Origin of the sequence: Chryseobacterium sp. (genome assembly GCF_022712095.1) — a bacterium.
GTDB lineage: Bacteria > Bacteroidota > Bacteroidia > Flavobacteriales > Weeksellaceae > Chryseobacterium.
The window spans coordinates 1-4,569 of sequence record NZ_JALAHD010000021.1; the positions used below are offsets into that span (position 1 = coordinate 1).

The following is a 4,569-nucleotide window of genomic DNA, read 5'->3' on the forward strand; positions in this document are numbered from 1 at the left end:
AATTACTAAATTATTTTCCTGAAATATATTTTTTTTCTACCTTTTGTGACATAATCACAAAAAACAAATCAAATGATGATTTACAACGTGAAGCCTGGCCAAAACCTCGCCGAAATTTGCGATGAAATACATCTTGAAAATCCTGATTATCTACGAGATTTTCATAATAAAAATTGTCCCCTCACAGAATATATTGAGGGGGATATTATTAATACAGCCAGACTTTTAATCCCTACAGCACGACAAATCAAAGAAATCAACCAAAAAATAAGGGAAAATAATGAAAGCTTTTATGAGTTTCCTACTAATGGACAATTCCCTTTTTCCTTTGATTTGTGGGATGGTACATATCATATCACCCGGACAGAATATTTGAATGAGGAAATAATAAGTAATTACGAGCAAAAAATCCAGTTAAATTTTGAATTTGCAAAAGATAACTGCTTTTACTTCCAGTTTAATGCATCTGATTTTAAGAAAAATGCAGAAGTTTCGGACAGTAAAATATCAACATTAGCAAAAATGTGCATGAAGGCTATCTATCCTATCAGGCTAGTGGTAACCTCTAATGGTAAGATTCAGAATATAGAAATAACAAAAGAACCTTCTCAAATTTTTGCGGAACTGGACTCTATAAAGAACTTTTTCCCTGATCAATATTCTTCTGATTATATCGGAAAAATGAAAGATTCTGTAAAGAATCCTAAAACTATTTCAGAAAAGTTTAAAAATACATTACTGAACACGTTTATGTTCGGCACATTCTACAAAACTAAATTTGGGAACTGGACGAATTCAAATGCTTATTATGATTTCCATCCTTGGTTTTTTGATGCTCAGCCTATACGACTTGAATTTCAAAACACCCTATTTCCTAAAGAATCTTTGGATGATGAATGGATAAGAATTCGGCAAAAAGGTATTTCTTACGACAACAGGAGTTTAGAAGATTTGCACCTAAAAGACTCTGAATATGATAAAACTAAAATAAGAGAAACCTCTATAGATTGCGAACACTTTGCTGATTATATTTTCAGCAGAGAAAAATATTCATTACATAAGATAGAAGCCAGATTTCAATGCTTTAGCAATGAAAACACCGAAAGAGTAGATTTTTTATTAGAAAGAATTACAGATATGTATTAAAATTAAAAAACACCAAAATCACAATACGATGTCAGAAAATACTTCCCCACACGATGGTAAATACTTCGTGATACAAAAAGGAAAAGCCCAATGTAATCAAGGAAATCAATTTCCACAGTTCAAAGTAACCTCACACCAAAAGCATTATTGGAATAATAAGGATGGCCAAGCAGATTATTTAGCAGTTACTGAAGATGATCTACAGTTTACTCCACCTGGTCCCAGCTTTGGGCAATGCAAACTGAAACCAAGTTCAGGAGGTTATCTCCCCTGCGCTTTTGCACCTGCTGGAAAATGGCAAAAACCTTATGAAAAAACTAAAGTAATGAGTAAAAGCTGTATTACAGAACTCTCAGAATTGATGTGTGCAACGGGTGGAAAAATTACGATAAAAGATCATGGACAAACTGCGGAGGTAACCCAACAGAATGTTAGGAATGCAGATCCAAAGGAACAACAGAATATCAATCCGTTGCTTGACTACAAAGAATTTCAGGATGAACAGGAACAGGATTTAAACATTTACGAATAAACACACAGATATGGGAAAATTAACAATCATCGGAAACGATAAACCTGTGATAGGAAAACAGGAAATGTATTCTGTTTCGTCAGTAAATGACTGGTTGAATCCTCTAAAATCTATTAAAAATCCATTACAAGTTCAGAAAACACATTGGGAAGTAATGGTACAGACCAAAACAGGTTGGAGAAAAGGAGGAAGTGATAAAGAAGGGCAAATAGTACCATTTATCTTCGGACAGAAAAGCTTGCTGCATAAGGGCATAAAGATTGTGGTGCGTCAGGGAGAAGACTCCGGAGAACTTATTGTCCACCCACAACGGGCTAAGGAACCCAAAATAACCAGGGTAGAACTTTTGGATGTCAATTACAACCCCATCCCTAAAGGCAAAAAGCTAAGTTATAAAGACACCATTATAGCTAGAGCATACTGCGTAGAGATGTTTGGGATGAATATTTCCTTCACCCTTTGGGAAGATGATGCCCAAGGTGAAGGGCACAATCCTGCAATAAACGGTTTAAACAAAATTAACCCTGTCCCCGTACTTGGTAGAGTAAATGAGAAAGGAATGGCAGAAGCTGTATTCCGGTTACCTTTTTATACGATGACTGTTTTAATTGCCAATGCACGAACTGCATCAGGAGATAAAAGCGAAGGAGCAACACACGAATATTACGTAACAGCTGATGTTGTCAGTAAGCATATACAAAAAGCAAGTCCTAACGTGAATGTAATTAACCCAACTCATAACCCGGAGCCTCAAAGAAAAAGAGAGCTTCCCAAAGGGCATACTCCACCACCGGCAAAACCAAAAACAACTCCTGCACCTGAAAAACCAAAACCGAAGCCCGACTCTCCCAAGTTCCCTGTAACGACAGGCGGGAAAAAGAGTGATGATCCACAAGGAAAGATTTTGAGTGCTGAATTTGTTGATGAAAAAGGAAATAAGCTTCATTCTTCCAAGGTTGGAACTGTCGTAGTTGTAAAGATTACAGCAAAGGATATGAAGAATAAAAAAGTAAAGATCAAAATATGGGAAGAAGATAATTTTAGTTGGACTGATGATATGATTTATGAGAAAGATTGCGTATTGGTAGGTGATATTAATTTTATAGGGGTACAGCTTACAAAAAAAATGTTTGATAAAGCCAATGATGGAGGCAGTGATAGTCGCAGACAGGATTATTTTATAGAAGTGATCCACAACAATACATCGGTCAATTCTGGGATAATGCCTGTGAGTATAGATGCAACTCCTACGGAAGTACCAAGTAGTAACAATCCTAACTCTGTAGAAAAAGTAAAATTAAAATTTGACAAAGTTGTTGGATTGGGAAAAGAAGCAGTTTTATATATAACAAGTGAAATTGCAACAGAAATAGTTGTTGATAAAAATGGTAAAATAACTTCTTATCCAGATTATGGAGGATACAATGGCATAGATGAATATCAAGAAGGGGGGAAAATTTATACTAAAAAATTACCTGATGGGAAAAGCGCTTTTCCTGTGTATAAAATGTATATTTATAGAGGAAATAAAGCTGGTGAAGCAGTTAAAAAATTAAAACAAGATATAGAGAATAAAACTCATGAAAATGCGGAAAAAAATATAATAACTGTTGCACGACACGCACAAACTAATAATAAGGATTATGGAAAAAGCGGACCAGTTCCTCCTAATACATTAAACTCTCTTTATCGCTTAAAATATAAACATGCAACTAATGATGCTGGAAAGGAAAGCTATAGATATCGAATCGTAGATAATAATACATCTAATTTTCCAGTTTCTAAAGATATAAAAAACGAAGTTGAAAATGGTAGTATGACATTAGGTTCCAGAGGTTCTATCTCTATTGACCCATGGAAATCTAAAGATTTAATTGGATGCGTTGGAATAAGGAATTTAGATGGAGGAAATCATTCAAGTTGCTCAGCAAGAATGACTAAAGAAAATATTAAAAGTACCACAAAATACAAATTTATATATCACTCATTAAATAATTATTTAGAAAGTGTAATCCCCGAATTGACAGGAATATATGGAAGACGAGGATTTTCTTATAGTGGAGATGTTAATGTGAAAATTTCAGATTATAAGGAAGAAACAAAAGTTTTTGTGTTAGTTGATCCTCTTCCAGAGCTTAATAATTGTAAATGCAATTTAGAAGAAAGGAGGAAAAAATATTATGGTTCATTTGGAGAAAAAACAGTTAAATATATTAGCGAACATACCAAGGCTAATAAGTTTAAAGGATTATATATGGTTGCACAAAGAAGACAAGAAAATGGTTTTAGCACAAATACTCCTTTAAATAATCCAATGAATATAAAAGGTAGTGGAGATGCTGGAAAAAAGAGCATGGCAACCCATGAAACTTATGGAGGAAAATATCAAGCTGTAACTGAATCATTTGCGAATTTCACATCAGAAGACGCCGGCTTCCAAGGGTATTTAAATTTACTCAAGAAAAATTTCCCCTATGCTTATTCAGCTCTAACAACTGATTCAATGACAATCGAAGATTTTGTAGTAGGTTTAGAAGATAAAGGAATAAAAGGTGCTTATGCAACCGGAGAAGCCAAAGGAAATATGTCAGGAACCGAACAATATAAACAAGCTGTAAAAGATAATTTTAAAAGTGTATTAAAAGATTATAAAAAATGGTTAGAATGTAAAATATGTGCAACAAAAGACGCTAATGAAAAAAAGAAAATAGAACAGGATATCAAATTATTAAATCAACTGAAATGAGAAAGGTACTAATGTTACTCATCTTAATTCAATTATTTTCTTGTAATGGGCAAGAAAAAAATAATTGTACAAAAGAAAAAGCATACAAACAAATTATTGATTTACCAGAAATCGCCGCATCTATAAATAAATATAAAAATTCCTC

The 4,569-nt window shown here is 33.7% G+C and carries 3 protein-coding genes; all 3 read left to right on the forward strand.

The genetic code is table 11. The features are described from left to right. Positions 1-72 precede the first annotated feature (72 nt). The 3 genes from Q0A18_RS01030 to Q0A18_RS01040 are packed head-to-tail and all read left to right on the forward strand — an operon-like array spanning position 73 to position 4,424. On the forward strand, positions 73-1,146 hold the full coding sequence (locus Q0A18_RS01030; RefSeq protein ID WP_024566402.1) for a hypothetical protein: 1,074 nt from the start codon (positions 73-75) through the stop codon (positions 1,144-1,146). Positions 1,147-1,174: 28 nt separating this feature from the next. Next, positions 1,175-1,678, forward strand: a complete 504-nt coding sequence (locus Q0A18_RS01035; protein WP_024566401.1) for a DUF4280 domain-containing protein — start codon at positions 1,175-1,177, stop codon at positions 1,676-1,678. Between the two features lie 10 nt (positions 1,679-1,688). Then, complete coding sequence (locus tag Q0A18_RS01040; RefSeq protein WP_024566400.1) at positions 1,689-4,424, forward strand: hypothetical protein; 2,736 nt, start codon at positions 1,689-1,691, stop codon at positions 4,422-4,424. Positions 4,425-4,569: the final 145 nt, after the last annotated feature.

Coding starts and splice junctions, on each gene's coding strand:
- Q0A18_RS01035 (WP_024566401.1), top strand. CDS start 1,175: ATGTCAGAAAATACTTCCCCACACGATGGTAAATACTTCGTGATACAA.
- Q0A18_RS01030 (WP_024566402.1), top strand. CDS start 73: ATGATGATTTACAACGTGAAGCCTGGCCAAAACCTCGCCGAAATTTGC.
- Q0A18_RS01040 (WP_024566400.1), top strand. CDS start 1,689: ATGGGAAAATTAACAATCATCGGAAACGATAAACCTGTGATAGGAAAA.